General features: G+C 56.8%; 20 protein-coding genes. 6 read left to right on the top strand and 14 right to left on the bottom strand.

Going from position 1 to position 22,016, the window contains the following annotated elements:
• Positions 1 to 9: 9 nt before the first annotated feature.
• On the top strand, positions 10 to 1,677 hold the full coding sequence (ettA, locus tag HP459_RS01030; RefSeq protein ID WP_014882470.1) for an energy-dependent translational throttle protein EttA: 1,668 nt from the start codon (positions 10 to 12) through the stop codon (positions 1,675 to 1,677).
• 128 nt (positions 1,678 to 1,805) lie between these two features.
• Here ettA and HP459_RS01035 read toward each other — a convergent pair whose 3' ends face one another.
• Positions 1,806 to 2,705 (bottom strand): LysR family transcriptional regulator, encoded by a 900-nt coding sequence (locus HP459_RS01035; protein ID WP_022646992.1) that lies wholly within the window; start codon positions 2,703 to 2,705, stop codon positions 1,806 to 1,808.
• 107 nt (positions 2,706 to 2,812) lie between these two features.
• On the opposite strand from HP459_RS01035, the gene HP459_RS01040 reads away from it, so the two are divergent.
• The gene (locus HP459_RS01040; RefSeq protein ID WP_045308048.1) at positions 2,813 to 3,814 is read left to right on the top strand and encodes a zinc-binding alcohol dehydrogenase family protein; all 1,002 of its coding nucleotides are present in this window, start codon (positions 2,813 to 2,815) and stop codon (positions 3,812 to 3,814) included.
• 111 nt (positions 3,815 to 3,925) lie between these two features.
• On the opposite strand, the gene nadR is transcribed toward HP459_RS01040, so the two are convergent.
• From nadR to serB, 3 genes are all read right to left on the bottom strand, one after another.
• Positions 3,926 to 5,158 (bottom strand): multifunctional transcriptional regulator/nicotinamide-nucleotide adenylyltransferase/ribosylnicotinamide kinase NadR, encoded by a 1,233-nt coding sequence (gene nadR, locus HP459_RS01045; RefSeq protein ID WP_003856522.1) that lies wholly within the window; start codon positions 5,156 to 5,158, stop codon positions 3,926 to 3,928.
• A 35-nt stretch (positions 5,159 to 5,193) separates the two neighbouring features.
• Complete coding sequence (radA, locus tag HP459_RS01050) at positions 5,194 to 6,579, bottom strand: DNA repair protein RadA (protein ID WP_003856523.1); 1,386 nt, start codon at positions 6,577 to 6,579, stop codon at positions 5,194 to 5,196.
• A gap of 75 nt (positions 6,580 to 6,654) precedes the next feature.
• Positions 6,655 to 7,623: a phosphoserine phosphatase gene (gene serB / locus HP459_RS01055; RefSeq protein ID WP_003856524.1), complete on the bottom strand. Its 969-nt coding sequence runs from the start codon at positions 7,621 to 7,623 to the stop codon at positions 6,655 to 6,657.
• A gap of 117 nt (positions 7,624 to 7,740) precedes the next feature.
• On the opposite strand from serB, the gene HP459_RS01060 reads away from it, so the two are divergent.
• Entirely contained in the window at positions 7,741 to 8,385 is a 645-nt protein-coding gene (locus tag HP459_RS01060; protein WP_015572615.1) for a YtjB family periplasmic protein, read from the top strand.
• Between the two features lie 39 nt (positions 8,386 to 8,424).
• Positions 8,425 to 9,441 (top strand): lipoate--protein ligase LplA, encoded by a 1,017-nt coding sequence (gene lplA, locus HP459_RS01065; RefSeq protein WP_038415276.1) that lies wholly within the window; start codon positions 8,425 to 8,427, stop codon positions 9,439 to 9,441.
• Between the two features lie 85 nt (positions 9,442 to 9,526).
• On the opposite strand, the gene deoD is transcribed toward lplA, so the two are convergent.
• The 4 genes from deoD to deoC form a co-directional block, all read right to left on the bottom strand.
• Positions 9,527 to 10,246, bottom strand: a complete 720-nt coding sequence (gene deoD, locus HP459_RS01070; protein ID WP_003856538.1) for a purine-nucleoside phosphorylase — start codon at positions 10,244 to 10,246, stop codon at positions 9,527 to 9,529.
• Between the two features lie 125 nt (positions 10,247 to 10,371).
• Positions 10,372 to 11,595 carry a phosphopentomutase gene (gene deoB / locus HP459_RS01075; RefSeq protein ID WP_022646989.1) on the bottom strand — a complete coding sequence of 408 codons (1,224 nt, stop codon included), beginning with the start codon at positions 11,593 to 11,595 and terminating at the stop codon, positions 10,372 to 10,374.
• 53 nt (positions 11,596 to 11,648) lie between these two features.
• Positions 11,649 to 12,971, bottom strand: coding sequence for a thymidine phosphorylase (deoA, locus tag HP459_RS01080; protein ID WP_023299277.1), 1,323 nt, complete (start codon positions 12,969 to 12,971; stop codon positions 11,649 to 11,651).
• A 99-nt stretch (positions 12,972 to 13,070) separates the two neighbouring features.
• Positions 13,071 to 13,850, bottom strand: a complete 780-nt coding sequence (gene deoC / locus HP459_RS01085) for a deoxyribose-phosphate aldolase (protein WP_003856543.1) — start codon at positions 13,848 to 13,850, stop codon at positions 13,071 to 13,073.
• Between the two features lie 263 nt (positions 13,851 to 14,113).
• Between deoC and HP459_RS01090 the strand changes: the two genes are divergently transcribed.
• Both HP459_RS01090 and HP459_RS01095 read left to right on the top strand, forming a co-directional pair.
• On the top strand, positions 14,114 to 15,649 hold the full coding sequence (locus HP459_RS01090) for a YjjI family glycine radical enzyme (protein ID WP_063150302.1): 1,536 nt from the start codon (positions 14,114 to 14,116) through the stop codon (positions 15,647 to 15,649).
• Positions 15,624 to 16,484, top strand: a complete 861-nt coding sequence (locus tag HP459_RS01095) for a YjjW family glycine radical enzyme activase (RefSeq protein WP_023299274.1) — start codon at positions 15,624 to 15,626, stop codon at positions 16,482 to 16,484. Before HP459_RS01090 ends, HP459_RS01095 begins: the two co-directional genes overlap by 26 nt.
• Here the strand turns inward: HP459_RS01095 and HP459_RS01100 are convergent.
• The 6 genes from HP459_RS01100 to yjjG all read right to left on the bottom strand — a co-directional run bounded on the left by HP459_RS01100 (position 16,479) and on the right by yjjG (position 22,001).
• Positions 16,479 to 17,261 carry a TatD family hydrolase gene (locus HP459_RS01100; protein ID WP_063148735.1) on the bottom strand — a complete coding sequence of 261 codons (783 nt, stop codon included), beginning with the start codon at positions 17,259 to 17,261 and terminating at the stop codon, positions 16,479 to 16,481. The two genes, HP459_RS01095 and HP459_RS01100, sit on opposite strands and share 6 nt — an antisense overlap.
• On the bottom strand, positions 17,258 to 18,310 hold the full coding sequence (locus tag HP459_RS01105; protein ID WP_023299272.1) for a patatin family protein: 1,053 nt from the start codon (positions 18,308 to 18,310) through the stop codon (positions 17,258 to 17,260). Before HP459_RS01105 ends, HP459_RS01100 begins: the two co-directional genes overlap by 4 nt.
• A gap of 122 nt (positions 18,311 to 18,432) precedes the next feature.
• Positions 18,433 to 18,594: a DUF1328 domain-containing protein gene (locus tag HP459_RS01110; RefSeq protein ID WP_003856556.1), complete on the bottom strand. Its 162-nt coding sequence runs from the start codon at positions 18,592 to 18,594 to the stop codon at positions 18,433 to 18,435.
• A gap of 125 nt (positions 18,595 to 18,719) precedes the next feature.
• Entirely contained in the window at positions 18,720 to 19,337 is a 618-nt protein-coding gene (gene osmY / locus HP459_RS01115; protein WP_022646982.1) for a molecular chaperone OsmY, read from the bottom strand.
• A gap of 304 nt (positions 19,338 to 19,641) precedes the next feature.
• A complete protein-coding gene (gene prfC, locus HP459_RS01120; protein WP_022646981.1) occupies positions 19,642 to 21,231 on the bottom strand; it encodes a peptide chain release factor 3 in 1,590 nt (529 codons plus the stop codon).
• Positions 21,232 to 21,323: 92 nt separating this feature from the next.
• The gene (yjjG, locus tag HP459_RS01125; protein WP_022646980.1) at positions 21,324 to 22,001 is read right to left on the bottom strand and encodes a pyrimidine 5'-nucleotidase; all 678 of its coding nucleotides are present in this window, start codon (positions 21,999 to 22,001) and stop codon (positions 21,324 to 21,326) included.
• Between the last annotated feature and the right edge of the window lie 15 nt (positions 22,002 to 22,016).

Below are 22,016 nucleotides of genomic sequence, written 5' to 3' on the forward strand. Positions count from 1 at the left end.
AAGTCCAACGTGGCTCAATTCGTTTATACCATGCATCGTGTCGGCAAAGTTGTCCCGCCGAAACGTCATATTCTTAAAAATATCTCGCTGAGCTTTTTCCCGGGCGCAAAAATCGGTGTTCTGGGTCTCAACGGTGCCGGTAAGTCCACCCTGCTGCGCATCATGGCCGGCATCGATACAGACATCGAAGGTGAAGCCCGTCCGCAGCCTGGCATCAAGATCGGCTACCTGCCGCAGGAACCTCAGCTGAACCCGGAACACACCGTGCGTGAATCCGTTGAAGAAGCGGTATCCGAAGTGGTTAACGCCCTGAAAGGTCTGGATGAAGTGTATGCCAAATACGCCGAGCCGGATGCGGACTTCGACAAACTGGCCGCTCAGCAAGGCAAATTTGAAGAGATTATCCAGGCGCACGACGGTCACAACCTGAACGTGCAGCTAGAGCGCGCGGCAGATGCCCTGCGTCTGCCGGACTGGGATGCGAAAATCGCGAATCTCTCCGGTGGTGAACGCCGCCGCGTGGCGCTGTGCCGCCTGCTGCTGGAAAAACCAGACATGCTGCTGCTCGACGAACCGACCAACCACCTGGATGCGGAATCCGTGGCGTGGCTGGAACGCTTCCTGCACGACTTCGAAGGCACCGTGGTGGCAATTACCCACGACCGCTACTTCCTCGACAACGTGGCGGGCTGGATCCTGGAGCTGGACCGCGGCGAAGGCATTCCGTGGGAAGGCAACTACTCTTCCTGGCTGGAGCAGAAAGATCAGCGTCTGGCGCAGGAAGCGTCTCAGGAAGCGGCGCGCCGTAAGTCTATTGAGAAAGAGCTGGAGTGGGTTCGTCAGGGCGCGAAAGGCCGTCAGTCCAAGGGCAAAGCCCGTCTGGCACGCTTCGAAGAGCTGAACAACACCGAATACCAGAAGCGTAACGAAACCAACGAACTGTTTATCCCGCCTGGAGCACGTCTGGGGGATAAAGTGGTTGAAGTGACCAACCTGCGTAAGTCATACGGCGACCGCCTGCTGATCGACGATCTGACCTTCTCCGTACCGAAAGGCGCTATCGTCGGCATTATCGGTCCGAACGGCGCGGGTAAATCCACCCTGTTCCGCATGATGTCCGGTCAGGAACAACCTGACAGCGGCTCTATCACCCTGGGTGAGACCGTGAAGCTGGCCTCCGTTGACCAGTTCCGTGACGCGATGGACAACAGCAAAACCGTGTGGGAAGAAGTCTCCGGCGGTCTGGATATCATGCGTATCGGCAACACCGAGATGCCAAGCCGCGCCTATGTTGGCCGCTTTAACTTCAAGGGCACCGACCAGGGCAAACGCGTGGGCGAGCTGTCTGGCGGTGAGCGTGGTCGTCTGCACCTGGCGAAGCTGCTTCAGGTTGGCGGCAACGTTCTGCTGCTCGATGAACCTACCAACGACCTGGACATCGAAACCCTGCGCGCGCTGGAAAACGCCCTGCTGGAATTCCCGGGCTGCGCCATGGTTATCTCGCACGACCGCTGGTTCCTTGACCGTATCGCGACCCACATTCTGGACTACCAGGACGAAGGTAAAGTGGAGTTCTTCGAAGGTAACTTCACCGAATACGAAGAGTACAAGAAACGCACGCTGGGCGCAGACGCGCTGGAGCCGAAGCGTATTAAGTACAAGCGTATTGCGAAATAAAAGCAAAACGGCAACTTCGGTTGCCGTTTTTTATGTTTGTTCCCTCTCCGCGTGGGAGAGGGCCTGGGTGAGGGCATCAGGCCGCACAGTGTGTAGGCCGGGTAAGGCGAAGCCGCCACCCGGCTTTTTTATTTGCCCACGTAATACCGCTTCACCTCATCAAACTGCATCGCAAAGTCGATATAGCTCATCAGCGCAGGCGAATTGAGCTTACGGCTCGGATAGGCCAGCCAGAGATCGTTCCCCTCAACGCGCCACTCCGGTAGCACCTTTACCAGCGCGCCCTTTTCAATTTTATCTTCCAGCAGGAATGCGGGTAACAGCGTGATCCCCGCCCCGGCAATGGCGCATTCTCGGGCGTACACCAGGTTATCCGTCATGTGGGCGTTATCCGGCAGGTAGCGGTAATCCTCACTCTCGCTTCGCAGAAGCCACTCCGACCATGCCCGGTGCGTAATGCAGCGGTGATCCACCAGCTGTCGTGGATGGATTAACGGCGCCCGACGTGCCAGATAGTCAGGCGAGGCCAGCATGTAGCGCGGACAGTGCCCAATCATGCGGCCAATCAGGGAAGAATCCTGCGGTTTGCCGGTGCGCAGCGCCACGTCAAAGCCCGACTCGACCAGATCCACCACATCGTCTGAAATTGATACATCCAGCGACACGTCAGGGTAGCGAAGCTGGAACTCGGCATTCATATGCGCCAGCAGCGTCGCGCCAATCCCTGCCGGACAGGTGATCCTCAGCCGTCCGCTGGGGTTTTCTCGCAGCCGCTGAATGGCATACTCCGCGCGCTCGCTGGCCGCCAGCATCTCGCGGCAGTGCACCAGATAGTGCTCGCCCGCAAACGTCAGGCTTATTCTGCGCGTCGTGCGGTTAAGCAGGCGGATCCCCACCTGCTGCTCCAGCTGGCTAATGCGCTGGCTGACGCTGGATTTCGGCAGTTCAGCCTTCTGCGCCGCCGCAGTAAAGCTGCCCATCTCAGCCACCAGCGCAAACAGCGCCATATCCTGTAGCTGTTTAAACATGATTGTTCACCCTGTACGAACGCTGAGTTCTTGATTGTCCATCTTATCATGCAGCTGACCACTTAATAGACTAGCCTCAACACAACGCATTCATTGAGGAGAACACCATGTCTGTTAAAGCCATTGCCGTTAACCCAGAAAATCCCTCCACCTTCGTTGAAATCACCCCGCCGATGCCGCAGCCCGGCGAGTACGATCTGCTGGTGGAGGTGAAAGCCGTCTCCGTAAACCCGGTGGACACCAAGGTACATGCAGGCATTGCCAAAAGCGGACTGAAGGAGCCGCGCATTCTCGGGTGGGATGCCAGCGGGATCGTCAAAGCCGTCGGGGCTGGCGTCACCGGATTCAAACCGGGTGACGAAGTATGGTACGCGGGGGATATCACCCGACCGGGCAGCAATACCACGCACCAGCTTATCGATGCGCGCATTGTCGGGCACAAGCCTGCAAACCTTGGCTGGGCCTCTGCGGCAGCACTGCCGCTGACGGCGCTCACCGCGTGGGAAGGCCTGTTTGAACGGCTGAAGATTCAGGATGCCGACGCAGATAAAACGCTGCTGATAATTGGCGGCGCGGGTGGAGTCGGATCGCTGGCGATCCCGTTTGCGAAGCACAACAGCAAGGTGAAGATCGTCGCAACCGCCTCACGAGAAGATTCCGCCCGATGGTGTCGCGATCGCGGGGCTGACGTTGTCGTAGATTACCGCGACCTGAAGGGTGAACTGGCGAAACAGGGGCTCACCTTTGTGGATTACATTTTTATCCTCAACGACACCGACGGGCACTGGGATGCGGTCAGCGATCTGATTGCCCCTCAGGGACACATTTGTTCCATCGTTGAAAATGCGCATCCGCTAAACCAGGACAAGCTGAAGTCCAAATCTGCCGCCCTGCACTGGGAATTTATGTACACCCGCAGCATGTACCAGACCGCGGATATGGCGCGCCAGGGCGAGATTTTAAATGAGGTGGCGAAGCTGGTGGATAACGGCGTGGTGGAAAGCTCGCTCAGCGAAACGCTGCACGGGCTGAGCGTGGAAAGCATTACCGAAGCGCACCGCATGGTGCTGGAGGGGCATATGCGTGGGAAAGTGGTGGTTGAGTATTGAGTGGTTTGTTCCCCCTCACCCTGCCCTCTCCCCACGGGGGAGAGGGTAAAGACAGCTCCGTGCGATCCCCTCTCCCCTTTGGGGAGAGGGTTAGGGTGAGGGGTAAGTTTTTTACCCCTGCTCACCCATCATCTCTTTCACCAGCTCGACGCAGCGCAGGAAACGGGTGTCGTAATCCGACTCTTCCACATGCACAAACTCAACGTTGTTCTCGTTAAGCATCTCCACCAGCATGGTCTGGAACTCACGCCTGTCTACCGAGCTGCCCAGGCTGCGCATACCGTCGGCTACCCATGGGGTGTTGTTTTCCAGCAGGATAACCAGATCAAAGCGGTATTCATCAATCAGCGCCTGCACAAACGGGTGCTCGCGCCCCTCGTACTTTTTGCAGAACGCCTGCGTGGTGACGAAATCGGTATCAATAAAGGCGACTTTATTGGCGTATTTCACCGCGAAATCAATGTACTGGGCATGACCGAGCGCGATTTTATCGTAGTCGGAATACTGTAATGCCATCTCGTCACCACCGAGGTGTGAGAAGACGTAATCGCGGCCATACTCCCACGCACTGGTGGTATTGAAGATATTCGCCAGCTTATTCACCAGCGTCGATTTCCCGCTCGACTCGCCGCCGAGGATCGCCACCGTACGTACGAAGAACGGCTTCACCTCGGTCGGAATGTAGTCCCAGTAGCGGAACGGGTTCTCGCGGATCTGCGCCCCGCTGATGTTCATAAAGGTGCGTTTAGGATCGATCAGCACGGTTTCGATGCCCAGATGCTCGCGGAACTGCGGCGCGTCGGACTCTTCAGAGGTGTAGATCCAGTTAGGCGCAATGCCCTTCTCTTCCATAAACGCTTTGATGCCGTTGCTCCACACGTCCCAGCCGTGCGGGTACGGCTCCATGCCCTCTTCGTTAAAGGCATGAATACGAATATTTTTCTGATACTTAAAGGTCTGAAGTAGCCAGCGCAGGCGGTCCGGCACGGTGGGCTGCTGCGACATGGCGCTGTCTTCAAACAGCTGGCGATCGCGGGTTTCATCATAACCCATGATGATATGCAGCTCGTCGACCTGGCTACAGGCGCGCTGGATCAGATAGATATGCCCGGTATGCAGAGGGTAGAACTTACCGAACACCACGCCAATGTTCTTTTGCATCCGCGGAAATTCAAGCCCCAGAAAACGGTGCAGCGCTTCCAGCTTCTGCGCGCTGGGGCTTTTGATTTTGGCGTTCAGCAGTTGGCTCAGGTAGCCCTTGGTCATGCCGCTGGCGTCCGCTACCTGCTGTAATGTGCAACCCTTCTGGCGGATAGCGGTCTTGATGTAGTCAAATGATGACATAAATTACGGTGCCTCCTGCAAAATCGAATACGTAATTATAAGTCGTCAAAGACATTTAACGCATCTGCGAGTTTTTTAACGCCAAAAACCTGCATCCCTTCCGGGATTTTTTTCGGCACGTTGGCGGCCGGAACAATTGCGCGGCGGAAGCCATGTTTTGCCGCTTCGGAGATACGCTCCTGACCGCTCGGCACCGGGCGAATTTCGCCCGCCAGCCCTACTTCGCCAAATACCACCAGATCCTGCGGCAACGGTCTGTCACGCAGGCTGGAGACCATCGCCAGCAACAGCGCCAGATCCGCGCTGGTTTCCGTAACCTTCACCCCACCAACCACGTTGACGAACACGTCCTGATCCGCCATTTGCAGGCCACCGTGACGGTGCAACACCGCCAGCAGGATCGCCAGGCGGTTCTGTTCCAGACCGACCGCCACGCGCCGCGGATTACCCATCATCGAGTGATCCACCAGCGCCTGAATTTCAACCAGCAGCGGACGCGTCCCCTCCCACAGCACCATCACCGAACTACCGGACGTAATCTCGTCGCCACGGCTCAGGAAGATGGCCGACGGGTTGCTGACTTCGCGCAGCCCCTGCTCGGTCATGGCAAACACGCCCAGTTCATTCACCGCGCCGAAGCGGTTTTTATGGCTGCGCAGGGTACGAAAACGGGAATCCGCATCGCCGTCGAGCATCACCGAGCAGTCGATACAGTGCTCAAGCACTTTCGGGCCGGCCAGCGAGCCGTCTTTGGTGACGTGGCCCACCATCACTATCGCTACGCCGCGCGTTTTGGCAAAGCGCGTTAAGTACGCAGCCGTTTCACGCACCTGCGCCACGCTCCCCGGTGACGACTGAATGTCCGCCATGTGCATCACCTGGATGGAGTCGATCACCATGAGCTTCGGCTGCTCTTCTTCGGCAATCATGCAGATCTGCTCGATGCTGGTTTCCGAGAGCATATTCAGATTGCCGGTCGGCAGACCGAGGCGGTGCGCGCGCATCGCCACCTGCTGGAGTGACTCTTCGCCCGTGACGTACAGGGTTTTCATCTGTTCGGCGAGCTTGCAGAGCGTTTGCAGCAGCAGGGTGGATTTACCCGCGCCCGGGTTACCGCCGATGAGAATAGCGCTGCCCGGCACTACGCCACCGCCGAGCACGCGGTCAAATTCTTTGAATCCGGTTGAGAAGCGCGGCAGCGCCTCAAGGCTGATATCCGAAAGTTTTTGTACCTTCGACACGCCTGCATTGCCCGCATAGCCGCTCAGGCGTTCATTGCGGGCCACGCTCGGCGAAGCCGCCACACCACGCACTTCGGTGATGGTGTTCCAGGCATGACAGGCGCTGCATTGCCCCTGCCAGCGCGGATAATCCGCACCACATTCATTACAGACAAATGCGCGTTTTGGAGCTTTCGCCACGGTTTACCTCGTTATTTCTGTGCGGTCTGCGCGCCGGATAGCGCTGACGCTTACCCGGCCTACAAAAGCAGGCCGCTATTTTTGATTAATGCTGCCGGAGAGAATGCAGAACACGCCCATCAGGTCAGCATGACGGATAGTGACTTCCGTCTTTTCATTCACTTTCGGCTTGGCGTGGTAGGCAATACCCAGTCCGGCAACTTTGATCATCGGCAGATCGTTCGCGCCATCGCCGATGGCGACGGTCTGTTCGACCGGAATGGCGTATTTCTCCGCCAGACGCGTCAGCGTATTGGCTTTGTACTGCGCATCCACGATGTCGCCAATCACTTGTCCGGTGAGTTTGCCGTCCATGATCTCCAGCTCGTTTGCCACCACGGTGGTCAGACGCAGCTTGTCACGCAGGTAATCGGCAAAGAAGGTGAACCCACCGGAGGCAATCGCCACTTTCCAGCCGAGCGTCTCCAGCTTGAGCACCAGCTGCGTCAGCCCTGGCATCAGGGGCAGTTCATCGCGCACCTGACGCAAAATGTTAGCATCGGCCCCCTTCAGGGTCGCCACGCGCTGTCTCAGGCTGGCGGTGAAATCCAGCTCGCCGCGCATCGCGCGCTCGGTGACTTCCGCCACCAGCTCGCCGCTGCCCGCCAGTTTAGCAATCTCGTCAATACACTCGATCTGAATGGCGGTGGAGTCCATGTCCATCACCAGCAGGCCAGGCGTTTTCAGGTGCGGAATTTTGCCGAGCGGGGCTACGTCCAGCCCGGCATCGTGCGCAAGACGCGTGGCGCGCTGCGTCAGGGAACCCGCCAGGCGAATAACCTGATAATCTTCCACGCACCAGGCCGCAACGATGACCATCGCTGCGCCCAGTTTAGTTTGATACTGGGTGAGGCGTTGCTTATCCAGGCCGCGTCCGTACAGCAGCCAGCCGCTACGGCCAGCGTGGTAATCGAGAGGCATCACCTCATCGCCACTTAAAGAGAGCGGCAATCCTGGCCATAAAGAGACATCCGTTGGCAGGTCGCACCAGGTAATGTTCGGCATTGAAGCTCCTGTAATTTCGTTCGCGCCGGAAGGTTCCAGAGGGAAAATAACGCATGAGGCTACCCTGTAACCATCACTTCTGGCAACATTAAGCCGTAAATTTTAAGCAGGTGGAATATGGCTCGCGCAAAACTGAAATTCCGGCTTCATCGCGCCGTGATTGTCCTGATCTGTCTCGCACTATTAGTGGCGCTTATGCAGGGGGCATCCTGGTTTAGCCAGAATCACCAACGACAGCGTAACCCGCAGTTTGAAGAACTGGCCCGTACGCTGGCGCGCCAGGTGACGCTCAACGTTGCGCCGTCTATGCGCACCGAAACGCCGGATGACAAGCGGATAGCCCAGGTATTGCGCCAGCTTACGGAAAACAGCCGCATTCTGGATGCGGGCGTGTACGATGAACAGGGCGACCTGATTGCCCGCGCGGGTGAGCATGTCGACGTGCGCGACAGGCTGGCGCTGGACGGCAAAAAAGCTGGCGGTTATTTCAATCAACAAATCGTTGAACCCATTCAGGGCAAGAATGGCCCACTCGGCTATTTACGTCTGACACTCGACACCCACACCCTGCCAACCGAAGCCAAACAGGTGGATAACACCACCAATATTTTGCGCCTGATGCTGCTGCTCTCGCTGGCGATTGGCGTGGTACTGGCGCGCACGCTGCTGCAAGGCAAGCGCACCCGCTGGCAGCAGTCGCCGTTCCTGTTAACCGCCAGCAAGTCAGTTCCCGAAGAGGAAGAGAGCGAGAAGAAAGAATAGTGATAAAGTAGGCGGATGATTCGGAAAAGGAACTCTGCCATGTCGACGTTACGCCTGCTTATCTCTGACTCTTACGATCCCTGGTTTAATCTCGCGGTGGAAGAGTGCATCTTCCGCCAGATGCCCGCCACCCAGCGCGTCCTGTTTCTCTGGCGCAACGCTGATACGGTCGTTATTGGCCGCGCGCAAAATCCGTGGAAAGAGTGTAACACCCGCCGTATGGAAGAGGACAACGTCCGCCTGGCGCGCCGCAGCAGCGGCGGCGGTGCGGTGTTCCACGATCTCGGCAACACCTGCTTTACCTTTATGGCGGGCAAGCCGGAATACGACAAAACCATCTCGACCTCCATTGTGCTCAATGCGCTCAATTCGCTCGGCGTGACGGCTGAAGCCTCGGGTCGTAACGATCTGGTAGTGAAAACACCTGAAGGCGACCGGAAAGTGTCAGGCTCAGCCTACCGCGAAACGATGGATCGCGGATTCCACCACGGCACATTATTGCTGAATGCCGATCTGAGCCGTCTGGCAAACTATCTGAACCCGGACAAGAAAAAGCTCCAGGCGAAAGGCATTACCTCCGTGCGCGGTCGCGTGGCGAATCTGGTGGATCTGCTGCCGGGGATTACTCATGAGCAGATTTGCGACGCGATCCGTGAAGCCTTTTTCAGGCATTACGGTGAACGCGTAGAAGCCGAGGTGATTTCTCCGGATAAAACCCCGGACCTGCCCAACTTCGCGGAAACCTTTGCGCGCCAGAGCAGCTGGGAGTGGAACTTCGGTCAGGCACCGGCGTTTTCACACCTGCTGGATGAGCGATTTACATGGGGCGGCGTTGAGCTGCACTTTGACGTGGAGAAGGGCCATATTACCCGCACGCAGGTCTTTACGGATAGTCTCAATCCTGCACCGCTGGAGGCGCTGGCCGCACGTTTACAGGGCTGTCTGTATCGGGCGGATATGTTGCAGCAGGAGTGTGATGCATTAATTGGGGATTTTCCTGAGCAGGAAAAAGAGCTGCGGGATGTATCGGCGTGGATTGCTCAGGCCGTGCGCTAGTAAAAAAGCCCGCTGGCGCTGCGCTTAGCGGGCCTACAAAACCGTAGGCCGGGTCAGGCGAGGCCGCCACCCGGCACAACAGCTCTTACTCTTTATCGCCCAGCAGAACGGATTCCAGCGCGATTTTGATCATGTCGTTGAAGGTGGTCTGACGCTCGGCAGCGGTGGTCTGCTCGTGAGTACGGATATGGTCAGACACGGTGCAGATGGTCAGCGCTTTTGCACCGAATTCAGCCGCCACGCCGTAGATACCGGCCGCTTCCATTTCCACGCCCAGAATGCCGTATTTTTCCATCACGTCGAACATGTCGCCTTCTGGCGAGTAGAACAGATCGGCAGAGAACAGGTTGCCCACGCGCGCGTCAACGCCCAGCGCTTTTGCTGCGTCAACCGCGTTACGCACCATGTCAAAGTCAGCGATGGCCGCAAAGTCATGATCTTTAAAGCGAATGCGGTTGACTTTAGAGTCGGTGCACGCGCCCATGCCGATCACCACGTCACGCAGCTTAACGTCCATGCGCACCGCGCCGCAGGAGCCGACACGGATGATTTTCTTCACGCCGAAATCGGTGATCAGCTCTTTGGTGTAGATGGAGCAGGATGGGATACCCATGCCGTGACCCATCACGGAGATTTTGCGGCCTTTATAGGTACCGGTGAAGCCCAGCATGCCACGCACGTTGTTCACTTCACGCACGTCTTCGAGGAAGGTTTCTGCAATGTGTTTCGCGCGCAGCGGGTCGCCCGGCATCAATACGACGTCAGCGAAATCACCCATTTCTGCATTAATGTGAGGAGTTGCCATCTTCAGTTCCTTTTACATTGTTGTTTTTGCCGGGTGGCGGCTGCGCCTTACCCGGCCTACATTCTGTTCTCCCTCTCCCTGTGGGAGAGGGTCGGGGTGAGGGCATCAGGCCTCACCCAATCCGTTTAGAACATAGCCTTGCCATATTCCATGTCAGACGTACCAAAGTATTTCGCAATCGTCTGGCCGATGTCCGCGAAGGTTTCACGATGACCCAGCGAGCCCGGTTTGACTTTCGGGCCGTACACCAGCACCGGGATGTGCTCACGGGTGTGGTCGGTACCGGTCCAGGTCGGGTCACAGCCATGGTCAGCGGTCAGGATCAGAATGTCATCTTCCCCCACCAGCTCCATCAGCTCTGGCAGACGGCGGTCAAACAGCTCCAGACCCGCAGCATACCCGGCGACGTCGCGACGGTGACCCCAGGAGGAGTCGAAGTCCACGAAGTTGGTGAAGACAATGGTCTTGTCGCCCGCTTCTTTCATCTCTTTGATGGTGGCGTCGAACAGCGCATCCAGACCGGTCGCTTTGACCTTTTTGGTGATGCCGCAGTTAGCGTAGATGTCCGCGATTTTACCTACGGAAACGACCTGGCCGTCTTTCTCGTCGACGAGTTTTTGCAGCACGGTCGGCGCCGGTGGCTCCACGGCCAGATCGTGACGGTTGCCGGTACGCTGGAAGTTACCCGCTTTGTCGCCGATAAACGGACGCGCGATAACACGACCAATGTTGTAGCCGCCTTCGGTCAGCTCTTCACGGGCGATCTCGCACAGCTCGTACAGTTTATCCAGGCCAAACGTCTCTTCGTGGCAGGCGATCTGGAACACAGAGTCAGCAGAGGTATAGAAAATCGGTTTGCCGGTTTTCATGTGCTCTTCGCCGAGCTGATCCAGAATCACGGTACCGGAAGAGTGGCAGTTGCCGAGGTAGCCCGGCAGGTTGGCGCGCTTCACCAGCTTATCAAGCAGCTCCTGCGGGAAGCTGTTCTCGTGATCGGAGAAGTAACCCCAGTCAAACAGCACCGGCACGCCAGCGATTTCCCAGTGACCGGACGGCGTATCTTTACCGGAAGAGAGCTCGTGCGCCCACGCGTAGGCGCCCACCACTTCCGCGTTTCCGTCCATACCGGCTGCGATTTTACCGGTAGAACCTTCATGCGCTTTTACCAGCCCGAGGCGGGTCAGGTTTGGCAGGTTCAGAGGGCCTTTACGACCGTTGTCCGCTTCGCCTTTTGCACAGGCTTCCGCGATGTGACCCAGGGTATCGGAACCCACGTCACCAAAACGTTCTGCATCTTCGGTTGCGCCGATGCCGAATGAGTCCAGCACCATAATAAATGCACGTTTCATAATTGTTCTCCGTACTTAGTGCTTCATAAAAATGCGATCAGATCAGTATACCGCTATTCAGTGATACGACGATAGACCGTCGGTGTGGTTTCCGGTGCTTTATCGTCAAGAGTTATTGCCGCCTTCACCGCTTTCGCCGCGTCCTGCCAGCTGGCTTCGTCTTTCGCGTGGATCACCGCCAGCGGACGTTGGCCGTCAACGCTGTCGCCCAGACGGGCCATATCGGTAAAGCCGACGCTGTAATCAATGGTGTCCGATGCCTGACGACGACCGCCGCCCATAGACACGACCGCCATGCCGAGCGCGCGGGTATCCATAGCCGAGACAAAGCCTTCACTGTCCGCATAGACCGCTTTGCTGAGCATCGCGGTGGGCAGGTATTTCGCGTAGTTTTCCACGAAGTCGGTCGGGCCTTTCTGCGCCGCCACCATCCGACCAAAGATCTCCGCCGCTTTGCCGTTGTCCAGCACCGCCTGAAGCTTCGCGCGGGCGTCAGCGTCGTCTTTGGCCAGCTTGCCGGAGATTAACATCTCAACGCACAGTGCCATGGTGACATCGAACAGACGCGGGTTACGGTATTCGCCTGTCAGGAACTGCACGGCCTCGCGGACTTCAACGGCGTTACCGGCGCTGGACGCCAGCACCTGGTTCATGTCCGTCAGCAGTGCGGTGGTGCGCACGCCCGCGCCGTTGGAAACGCCAACGATCGCTTCAGCCAGCGCCTCAGAGAGTTCATAGGTCGGCATAAACGCGCCGCTGCCCACTTTCACATCCATCACCAGCGCGTCCAGCCCTTCCGCCAGCTTTTTGGCGAGGATAGAGGCGGTGATCAGCGGGATGGAGTCTACGGTCGCGGTAATGTCACGCGTCGCGTAGAAACGCTTGTCTGCTGGCGCAAGAGAGCTGGTCTGGCCAATAATCGCCACGCCAACGTCTTTAATAATGTCGCGGAAGCGGTTGTCATCCGGGAAGATATCGAAGCCCGGAATGGCTTCCAGTTTGTCGAGCGTACCGCCGGTATGACCCAGGCCGCGCCCGGAAATCATCGGAATGTAACCGCCGCAGGCTGCCACCATCGGGCCAAGCATCAGGGAGGTCACGTCGCCCACGCCGCCGGTGGAGTGTTTGTCCACAATCGGGCCGTTGAGGTTGAGGCTTTTCCAGTCCAGAACGGTTCCTGAATCTCGCATCGCCATGGTCAGTGACACGCGCTCAGGCATCGACATATCGTGGAAGAAAATGGTCATCGCCAGAGCCGCAATCTGCCCTTCAGAGATGGTGTTATCACGAATGCCGTTGATAAAGAAGCGGATCTCTTCGTCGCTTAATGCATGACCATCACGTTTTTTACGAATAATTTCTTGTGCGAGAAACACGGTAACCTCCATGCGGAATCGGGTGAATGGCGGCGGGTATGTTGACCCGCCCTACGATCCTGTAGGCCGGGTTAGCGTAGGCCACCCGGCAATTCAAACTTAGTAGCTGCTTGCGCTCTTACCGTCACCGTGACCCAGCGCTTTCAGCAGGCTGGCCAGCAGGCTGGACGCGCCGAAGCGGTAGTGGCGGGAGTCCGCCCAGTCGGCGCCGAACAGCTCGTCGGCAATCGCCAGGAACTGCTGCGCGTCTTCTGCGGTACGCACGCCGCCTGCCGGTTTGAAGCCAACGGTTTTGGACACGCCCATATCACGGATAACTTCCATCATGATGCGCGCGCTTTCCGGAGTCGCGTTGACCGGCACTTTACCGGTAGAGGTTTTAATGAAATCCGCGCCCGCTTTGATAGAGATTTCAGACGCTTTACGAATCAGCGCCTCTTCTTTCAGCTCGCCGGTTTCGATGATCACTTTAAGCAGCACGTTTGCCGCCGCACATGCGTCTTTACAGGCTTTCACCAAGTCAAAACCGACCTGCTCGTTGCCGGCGATCAGCGCGCGGTACGGGAAAACCACGTCAACTTCGTCTGCGCCGTACGCAATCGCCGCGCGGGTTTCCGCCAGCGCGATCTCGATGTCGTCATTACCGTGCGGGAAGTTAGTCACGGTCGCAATGCGCACGTCCGGCGTGCCCTGTTCTTTCAGCGTTTTGCGGGCAATCGGGATAAAGCGCGGGTAGATACAGACGGCGGCGGTATTACCCACTGGCGTTTTTGCCTGATGGCACAGGGCGATGACTTTTTCATTGGTGTCGTCATCATTCAGGGTGGTCAGGTCCATCAGTTTCAACGCGCGCAGGCTGCTTGCAGTTAAATCGGTCATAACATTCTCCAACGGCAGTGCCGTATAAATTTTACCTTGCGGGTCTGTGAGTATTCTAACATTCACCCGCATCCACACTTCGACATTCATCACAGTTAATGAAAACTGTGTGCAAATTTGCATTACTGTAATGAGATCTTCTTCAAACTTTCATGCGTCAACCGCCGACAAAAGCAGCGATACCCCCTGTCGGATCAAAAGCCCCGGCAGGCTGGCTTCTTACAATTCGTTCACCATCCGCAGAACCCTCAAGGAAGTTGAACATGCCCGACGCCCTGCAACAACGATGCCAGCACATTGTGACCAGCCCGGTGTTAACCCCGGAACAAAAACGTCATTTTCTGGCGCTGGAAGCGGAGAACAATCTGCTCTATCCCGCTCTGCCAGAGGCGGCCCGCGCCGCGCTGGACGAGGGATACATCTGCGACATGTTCGAAGGTCATGCGCCTTACAAACCGCGCTACGTGCTGCCGGACTACGCTAAATTTCTGGCTAACGGCTCAGAATGGCTGGAGCTGGAAGGGGCGAAAGATCTGGATGATGCCCTCTCACTGCTCACTATCCTTTATCACCATGTTCCGTCCGTCACATCGATGCCAGTCTATCTGGGTCAGCTCGATGAGATACTCAACCCATATGTTAAAATTCTAACACAGGATGAAATCGATAGCCGAATAAAACGTTTCTGGCGTTACCTGGACAGAACCCTGCCCGATGCCTTTATGCATGCCAATATCGGCCCGGCGGATACGCCCGTCACGCGTGCCATTTTGCGAGCGGACGCAGAGCTGAAGCAGGTCGCGCCGAACCTGACCTTTATTTACGACCCGGACGTCACCCCTGACGATCTGCTGATGAGCGTGGCGAAAAACATTTGTGAGTGTAGTAAGCCGCATATTTCCAATGGCCCGGTAAATGATAAAATTTTCACAAAAGGTCGCTATGGCGTGGTGAGCTGTTACAACTCCCTGCCGCTGGCGGGCGGCGGCAGCACGCTGGTGCGCCTTAACCTGAAAGCGATTGCGGAGCACAGCCGCTCACCGGAAGACTTTTTCACCCGTACCCTTCCCCACTACTGCCAGCAACAAATCGCGATCATCAATGCGCGCTGCGATTTTTTATATGAACAATCCGGCTTCTTTGAGAATAGCTTCCTGGTGAAAGAGGGGCTGATTGATGCCGATCGTTTTGTACCGATGTTTGGCATGTACGGTCTGGCCGAAGCGGTAAACGTGCTGTGCGAGAAAGCAGGCATTACGGGACGGTACGGTAAAAACGAGCAGGCCAATGCGCTGGGTTACCGCATCAGTGAACAGCTGGCGGCGTTCGTTGAAAACACGCCGGTGAAACACGGCTGGCAGCACCGCGCGATGCTGCACGCGCAGTCAGGGATCAGTTCTGATTCAGGCACCACGCCGGGGGCGCGTCTGCCGTACGGTGACGAGCCAGATCCCATCAGCCACCTGCTGGCCATAGCCCCGCATCATAAACACTATCATTCGGGGATCAGCGATATTCTCACCCTGGATGAGACGGTTAAACGCAATCCTCAGGCGGTGGTGCAGCTGTGCCTGGGAGCGTTCAACGCCGGTATGCGTGAGTTCACCGCGAATGTGGCCGGAAACGACCTGGTGCGCGTCACCGGGTATATGGTGCGGCTCTCCGACCTGGAGAAATATCGGGAGGCCGGCTCGCGCACCAACACCACCTGGCTCGGCGAGGAGGCCGCGCGCAATACCCGTATTCTGGAACGTCAGCCACGCGTGATAAGCCATGAACAGCAGATGCGCTTTAGTTAGTCAGGTTATTCCCTTCTCCTGCGTGGACGGGCCGGGCAGCCGCCTGGCGCTGTTCCTCCAGGGCTGTAACCTGCGCTGCAAAACCTGCCACAACCCGTGGACCATCGGGCGCTGCAACGACTGCGGCGACTGTGTTCCCCACTGTCCTCATGATGCGCTGACGATTCAGGCCGGGCGCGTCTGGTGGCAGGAGAGTCACTGTCAGCAGTGCGACACCTGCCTGCACCTGTGTCAGCAGCAGGCGACGCCGATGGCGCAGCGATACAGCGTCGAGGAGATCCTCTCACGGATCCGCACGTCCGCGCCGTTTATTGAGGGCGTGACCGTCAGCGGGGGTGAGGCCACGACGCAGCTGCCGTTTGTGGTTGCGCTGTTCACCGCGATCAAAGCCGATCCGTCCCTGCGCCATCTGACGTGCCTGGTGGACAGCAACGGCCTGTTAAGCGAAACCGGCTGGCAAAAGCTGTTACCGGTGTTTGACGGCGCGATGGTGGATCTGAAAGCCTGGGGCAATGAACATCACCGTTTTCTGACCGGGCGCGAAAACACGCTGATCAAGCAGAGCATCCGCTGGCTGGCCGATCGTCATCGCCTGACGGAGCTGCGCCTGCTGGTGATCCCCGATCGGTGTGATTATCTGCAACATCTGTCATCGCTGACCGCTTTTATCCACGCGTTGGGGAACGTTCCGGTGCGGATCAACGCGTTTCATGCCCATGGGGTTTACGGGGAGGCGGCGCGATGGCGGAGCGCCGCGCCGGAGGACATCGAGCCGCTGGCGCAGGCCCTGGAACGGCAGCAGATCACGGTGATCCGCCCGGCCCTTTATCTATAGCGTGATGCCGAAGACCGCGCGGGTATTTTCCAGCAGCGCGCTGGCAATCACATCTTCAGGCTCCTGACGCAGCTCGCACAGCACATCAAAAACGCGCGCCGCCTGCTCCGGACGGTTGGGCTGGCCCTGAAAACCATTCAGCGGCATGTCAGGGGCATCCGTTTCCAGCAGGAGCGAAGACAGGGGGAGCTGCGCCATCACATCCCGGGTTTTGCTGGCTCGCGGATAGGTGATGGTGCCGCCGACGCCAATTTTATAGCCCAGCTCGATAAAACGCTGCGCCTGCTGAAGGCTTCCAGCGAAACCATGGACCACGCCCCTGCGCGGCACGTCGATGCGCTTCAGGTGCATCGCCAGTTTGTCATGGGTACGCCTGGAGTGGAGGATCACCGGCAGATCGTGGCGCTTTGCCAGCCGGAGCTGCGCATCCAGGATCGTCTGCTGGCGCTCAAACTGCGGATCTTCACGATAGAGATCGAGGCCGATCTCACCGATGGCAACCAGCTTCGTATCCGCGTTTTGCAGCGTGGCATCCAGCCTGTCGAGATGGTCATCAAGATGGTGCTCAATCACGATCGGATGCAGACCCAGCGCGGCATACAGCGCATCGTGACCCCGGGCAAGCGCCAGGACTTTCTCGAATCTCGCCGCTTCAATAGCGGGCACAATAATGGCTCTCACACCGGCCTCAGCCGCACGCGCAATACTTGATGTTTCCTCCCCGCTAAACGGCGGGAAATCAAAGTGGCAATGGGTATCGATAAAAGAGTGCGTCACGCCAGGTCCTCGTTATCGAGTATGCCGTCGTTGGCCTGCGGCGCGTCCACCAGCGGCATCGCCACCGCGTCATTGGCCACACTAGCGGGTGGCAATATTATGCTTTTATGCCGATGAAGAGGCGGTTGCTCGGCCAGCATTTTCCCGACGGTCGCCAGGAAGTATCGCCCGCATAGCCGCCCCGTTTTGTAATCCATACGCAACGCAGGCAGCCGACTGCCCAGCGCCATGCTCAGCAGCGGCTTCGGCGGATAAATTTCAAAGATGCGCAGCTTGCCCGGTGGTTTTTCAATAAAACGCTGCATCGCGCCGTAGGTGGTTTCATGCTGCTTCGCGATATTCACCAGCGGTTGCAGGCTGCTGTCGCCCAGCCAGCGTTCCATCCGCTTAAACCACTGTGGGGTGTAATACATCTGCGAAGGCACCGTGCGGATCACCACAATGGTTTTCGCCCCGCGCCGCGCGGCCTCCTGTACCGGCACCGCGTCGCTGATACCGCCGTCAAGATAGTTTATCCCCTCCAGCAGCGCGCCGGTACGGTAGAAACCCGGGATCGCGCTGGAAGCGCGAATGATATCCAGCCAGTTCTCTTTCTGCGGCGAAAAGTAACCCGGTGAATAGTCATCGCCACGGCTGGCGCACATCCAGAACGCTTTGCCGGTATCGAACAGTCGTGACGCGGTATCCATGGCCAGCGGCATCTGGCTGGAGGTGGCATCCAGTAACCAGTCGAGATCGATCAGGTTCCCGCCGCGCACGAAGCGTACCGGATTGAAGAATTCTTTGGAGGTGGTGTAGCGCATAATCACTTTGCGCGCATAGCCGGGCTGGTTGCAGACATAGGCGGAGAGGTTCTGCGCCCCGGCAGAGGTACCGAAATAGAGATCGAACGGGTTGAATTGCGCGCGCATAAATTCGTCGAGTACGCCGGCGGTGAAAATACCGCGCTGCCCACCCCCTTCACAGACCAGCGCAAGCTGGCCTGCATGAAACGGTTTTAACGTCAGCGGCGCAATATTGCCGAGCGTCACGGGAATTCGTTGCCCCACCTCTGCCTTCCTGTTTTCATTATTTTGATGAGACACAGTAACGCACATTCCCGATGGTTCTCAAACGAGAAAAAGCCAGTCACGAGGACTGGCTTGAGTTTGTTTAATAACTATTGCGTTTGCTACGGGCGACGTCGACCCGTAAACAGGCTGACCAGGAACAGAATAATACCGACGACGAAAACAATTTTCGCTGCCCATGCCGCGGTACCCGCCAGTCCACCAAAGCCCAATGCGGCGGCAATTAACGCGATAACCAGAAATATAATGCCCCAACGAAACATAAGCCTCTCCTTTACCATAGTTAATGTCGGCCGCTAAACGTGAGCGCTCAGGTCACTCACCGGCTTTTCCAGAGTCGTTTTTATTTCGCCCGCGGTTTTCAGCCAGACGGGCGAGTGGTACTGCTTTACTTCGTTTTCAGATCGTTTTTGACGCTTTTCACACCATCAATAGCTTTCGCAATTGACTCGGCACGATCGCTTTGTGCCTGATTCTCAACCGTACCGGACAGCTGGACCACACCATCAGTGGTTTCAACTTTCACCATACGGGATGGCACGATGTCGTCAGCTAACAGTTTAGCTTTGATTTCGCTGGTAGTTGCTGCATCTCCGGCATAGCCCTTCACCGACGATTCTTTGCTGTCACGTACGTGCAGTTTGTCGCTTACAGAGCTTACGCCCTCAACGCCTTTCGCTACTTTAACGGCCTCTTCAGCCTGAGTCTGGCTTTCAACGAAACCGCTCAGAGTGACAACCTTGTTGTCGGTTTTAACAGAAATATCGGTGCTCTTAATGGATTCATGATCCACCAGTGCGGCTTTCACTTTTGCTGTGATAGAGCTGTCATCCATGAAATTACCGACTTTATTCATAGAGCTATCGATTTTTTCCCCTGCGGTATTAGCGGTATTTTGCGCTTTATCCATGGTGCTGGATTCCGCCAGAGCAGAACCGCTTACCAGGACACTACCCAACGTTACAGCCAGCAGAGTTTTAGAAATCTTCAGTCTTGTCATATTCATCGATTTATTCCTGTGTTTTGCCCGTTGTTTGGGCGACATACTTCCCTAAATCTTGGTTTTATATATTGCGAATTAACACACGGGCGAAATGGAGAACCAATGGACATGCATTGAACAGTTAATTCATCCACGCCCGGTGCTAAACACTGAGTTAAATATAGATCACAATCAGAGGGGTGCATTCAGAATTGGGGAAAAAACGAACGAATAGCGAAAAATTACGTTGAATTAAGAACATTCCGCAAGGGTTTAATAACACTGGAATTAAAGAAGAGCACGGCGGCTGCCGTGCTCTGTGAGGGAATTAATGCTCGCGCGTTTTGCGGAACTGAACGTCGGGATAACGTTCCTGCGTCAGGTTCAGGTTAACCATAGTCGGGGCGATATAGGTCAGATTATCGCCACCGTCCAGCGCCAGCTGAACTTCGTTCTTACGCTTAAACTCTTCGAATTTCTTCACGTCTGAACATTCAACCCAGCGCGCGGTCGCCACGTTCACCGATTCGTAAATCGCTTCCACGTTGTACTCGCTCTTAAGACGGGCAACTACCACGTCAAACTGGAGCACACCCACCGCGCCCACGATCAGATCGTTGTTGGCGATAGGGCGGAACACCTGTACAGCCCCCTCTTCCGAAAGCTGGACCAGGCCTTTCAGCAGCTGCTTCTGCTTAAGCGGATCGCGCAGGCGAATGCGGCGGAACAGTTCCGGCGCGAAGTTCGGGATACCGGTGAACTTCATCATCTCGCCCTGCGTGAAGGTATCGCCGATCTGAATGGTACCGTGGTTGTGTAAACCAATGATGTCACCCGGATAGGCTTCTTCCACGTGCGAACGGTCGCCCGCCATGAAGGTCAGCGCGTCGGAAATCACTACGTCTTTACCAATACGCACCTGACGCAGCTTCATGCCCTTTTCGTACTTACCGGAAACCACGCGCATAAAGGCGACGCGGTCGCGGTGTTTCGGGTCCATGTTGGCCTGAATTTTAAAGACGAAGCCGGAGAACTTCTCTTCCTTCGCTTCTACTTCGCGGGTGTCGGTTTTACGCGGCATCGGCTGCGGGGCCCACTCAACCAGACCGTCGAGCATATGGTCAACGCCGAAGTTGCCGAGTGCAGTACCGAAGAAGACCGGGGTAATGTCACCGCTCAGGAACAGCTCTCTGTCGAACTCGTGAGAGGCGCCTTTGACCAGCTCAAGCTCATCGCGTAGTTGCGCGGCCAGCTCTTCACCGACAGCGGCGTCCAGCTCCGGGTTGTCCAGCCCTTTCACGATGCGGACTTCCTGAATAGTGTGGCCCTTACCGGTCTGATACAGGTAGGTTTCGTCTTTATAGAGGTGGTAAACCCCTTTGAACAGCTTGCCGCAGCCAATCGGCCAGGTGATTGGCGCGCAGGCGATTTTCAGCTCGTTTTCCACTTCATCCATCAGCTCCATCGGATCACGGATGTCACGGTCGAGTTTGTTCATAAAGGTAAGGATCGGCGTATCGCGCAGACGAGTGACTTCCATCAGCTTGCGGGTACGATCTTCAACACCTTTCGCGGCGTCGATCACCATCAGGCAGCAGTCCACCGCCGTCAGGGTACGGTAGGTATCTTCGGAGAAGTCTTCGTGCCCCGGGGTGTCCAGCAGGTTCACCAGGCAGTCATGATACGGGAACTGCATCACGGAGGTGGTAATCGAAATACCACGCTGCTTTTCCATCTCCATCCAGTCGGATTTAGCATGCTGGCTGGAGCCACGGCCTTTAACGGTACCCGCGGTCTGGATCGCCTGTCCGAACAGCAACACCTTCTCGGTGATGGTCGTTTTACCGGCATCCGGGTGCGAGATAATGGCAAAAGTGCGGCGTTTGGCCACCTCTTGCAGATAAGGAGACAACGTCATAATCAATTCTTCTTAGGTAAGCGCGGCAGCAGGCCGCGCATCATGGAATACGAAAAATGCGGCTATTTTACCCATCAACAGGGGGCAGGCAATCATTGTTTACACAGGAGCTGCTCCAGTTCGTTCAATGACGTAACGGTCCAGGTCGGCTCGATGCCTTCCGGCAGCGTGCGGCCATGCGCATTCAGCCAGACGGTCGACAGGCCCGATCTCATACCTCCCAGAATATCAGATTCTGCCGTATCCCCCACCATCAGCACGCGATCGCGGTCAGGATTGCCCGCTTGCGCCAGCGCATAATCGAAAATACGCGGATCCGGCTTCGGCACGCCTACCTCTTCGGAGATCACCAGCGCGTCGAAATGATCGCGCAAGCCAGTGCGTTCAAGGCGGATCTGCTGAAGCGCGGTAAAGCCGTTGGTGATGATCCCAAGCTTCACCTTCCCTTTCAGCGAATCCAGCAGAGAAACGGCGCCGGGCAGCGGCGCGCAGATATCCGCCATCGCATTCAGGAAGGCCTCGTTCAGCACCCCAGGACTGATGTTTAACCGTTCAGCCCAGACGTCAAAACGCTGATGCTGAAGCTGTAACGCGGTGATGGCTCCGTTCTGGTAATCCACCCACAGCGGCTTGTTCACCGCCTGATAGTCCTGAAAATCTTCCGCGGTGAACGTCACGCTATAGTCGAGAAACATCCGCTGTAGGCCGCCGAACGAGTCAAACGTAAACAGCGTTTCGTCGGCATCAAAGAAAATCCAGTCCCATTTCATCGTTACAACCTTATT

The sequence above is a fragment of the Enterobacter sp. CM29 genome (assembly GCF_013179605.1).
In the GTDB taxonomy this organism is placed as follows: Bacteria; Pseudomonadota; Gammaproteobacteria; order Enterobacterales; family Enterobacteriaceae; genus Enterobacter; species Enterobacter intestinihominis.

What these genes read in the sequence shown, in the direction of transcription:
- HP459_RS01110 (WP_003856556.1), bottom strand. Translation starts at nt 18,594, where the DNA reads ATGTTTCGTTGGGGCATTATATTTCTGGTTATCGCGTTAATTGCCGCC.
- osmY (WP_022646982.1), bottom strand. Translation starts at nt 19,337, where the DNA reads ATGAATATGACAAGACTGAAGATTTCTAAAACTCTGCTGGCTGTAACG.
- HP459_RS01035 (WP_022646992.1), bottom strand. Translation starts at nt 2,705, where the DNA reads ATGTTTAAACAGCTACAGGATATGGCGCTGTTTGCGCTGGTGGCTGAG.
- HP459_RS01090 (WP_063150302.1), top strand. Translation starts at nt 14,114, where the DNA reads ATGCCCGACGCCCTGCAACAACGATGCCAGCACATTGTGACCAGCCCG.
- HP459_RS01040 (WP_045308048.1), top strand. Translation starts at nt 2,813, where the DNA reads ATGTCTGTTAAAGCCATTGCCGTTAACCCAGAAAATCCCTCCACCTTC.
- serB (WP_003856524.1), bottom strand. Translation starts at nt 7,623, where the DNA reads ATGCCGAACATTACCTGGTGCGACCTGCCAACGGATGTCTCTTTATGG.
- HP459_RS01060 (WP_015572615.1), top strand. Translation starts at nt 7,741, where the DNA reads ATGGCTCGCGCAAAACTGAAATTCCGGCTTCATCGCGCCGTGATTGTC.
- deoB (WP_022646989.1), bottom strand. Translation starts at nt 11,595, where the DNA reads ATGAAACGTGCATTTATTATGGTGCTGGACTCATTCGGCATCGGCGCA.
- deoD (WP_003856538.1), bottom strand. Translation starts at nt 10,246, where the DNA reads ATGGCAACTCCTCACATTAATGCAGAAATGGGTGATTTCGCTGACGTC.
- prfC (WP_022646981.1), bottom strand. Translation starts at nt 21,231, where the DNA reads ATGACGTTGTCTCCTTATCTGCAAGAGGTGGCCAAACGCCGCACTTTT.
- HP459_RS01095 (WP_023299274.1), top strand. Translation starts at nt 15,624, where the DNA reads ATGAACAGCAGATGCGCTTTAGTTAGTCAGGTTATTCCCTTCTCCTGC.
- yjjG (WP_022646980.1), bottom strand. Translation starts at nt 22,001, where the DNA reads ATGAAATGGGACTGGATTTTCTTTGATGCCGACGAAACGCTGTTTACG.
- lplA (WP_038415276.1), top strand. Translation starts at nt 8,425, where the DNA reads ATGTCGACGTTACGCCTGCTTATCTCTGACTCTTACGATCCCTGGTTT.
- nadR (WP_003856522.1), bottom strand. Translation starts at nt 5,158, where the DNA reads ATGTCATCATTTGACTACATCAAGACCGCTATCCGCCAGAAGGGTTGC.
- deoC (WP_003856543.1), bottom strand. Translation starts at nt 13,850, where the DNA reads ATGACCGATTTAACTGCAAGCAGCCTGCGCGCGTTGAAACTGATGGAC.